Origin of the sequence: Aeromonas sp. QDB18 (assembly GCF_027705325.1) — a bacterium.
GTDB lineage: Bacteria > Pseudomonadota > Gammaproteobacteria > Enterobacterales > Aeromonadaceae > Aeromonas > Aeromonas caviae.
In genome coordinates this window covers 1-953 of sequence record NZ_JAPDBQ010000317.1, presented here as the reverse complement: position 1 = coordinate 953, position 953 = coordinate 1, and the positions used below count along the sequence as shown (strand labels likewise).

Genomic DNA, 953 nt, shown 5'->3' with positions numbered 1-953 from the left:
GGCAGAGAAAATCCAAGCAAAACAACACGTTAGACGGTATTATTAATTCGCTTGCCGCTTAAGGTTCTGTACATGAGCAAGCAATAATGGGATTGCGCCCTGAAGTAGTTTTAAACTGAAAGTGACGTCATGAGCAGAGACGATTCCCTTGGCGAAAAACTTCAGCGCCAAATTACGGTCTTGCTTCTGATAAGATGCGGCCAGTGCTCCCCAAGCCCACGCTTCTTTCTGCTTTTTCCGTAAAATAGGCAGCAACAATTCCCGGGCTTGCTCATATTGACCTGCAACGATCAAGCACTTTGACTCGTCGTAATCCAGCCAAATCAAGTGTTTCGTATCCAATACCTGCTGGCGTGTAAGATTGATAAACGCCAGCAACTGATAGAGATCCAATTGCCAAAAATCACGGGCACGAAGCCAAGCACTCGCCATTTGGCGTGCGGTTGATAACATTAAACTTGGCACTTCACCTTTCTCCGCTTGGAAAGGCTTTTTGGCATCATCATCAAACAAAGCACACTGGTGCCGCAATACCAAATGAACCAAAGTCGGAAACCACTCAAGATTCTTTTTGAACTGAACCAGCAGCATCTTGTATTCCAACCCACCTGTTGGAATATCCAAATTCACAATGGTTGTGAGCAAGTTTTCTATGTGCTCGAATTCAAATTCGCTAGGCCGAAAATTATTCGAGGCCGCTGCACGTTTGGAGATTTTACTTTGATACTGCTTTATAAGTTCATAACATACCCAGAATAATGCGCCTTTGAGATAAGCATCTTGCGGGGAGTGTTCTAGCGCAGCAAAGCCAACATTCCATGCCTCTTGCAAATTACCTGCTTTTCGCAGATTTGTAACAGTACGAAATGGCTGTTCGTGGCCTTGTTGCACAATTCCAAAGCAGGACAGCAGTCTCTCAGGCGCCGATTTCGCTCAGTTGACCTGTTGTCGTA

General features: G+C 45.2%; 1 protein-coding gene. It reads right to left on the bottom strand.

The window, feature by feature from the left end; genetic code table 11:
- Positions 1-42 precede the first annotated feature (42 nt).
- Positions 43-891, bottom strand: a complete 849-nt coding sequence (locus OKC30_RS21105; protein ID WP_270809830.1) for a DUF7017 domain-containing protein — start codon at positions 889-891, stop codon at positions 43-45.
- Positions 892-953 lie beyond the last annotated feature (62 nt).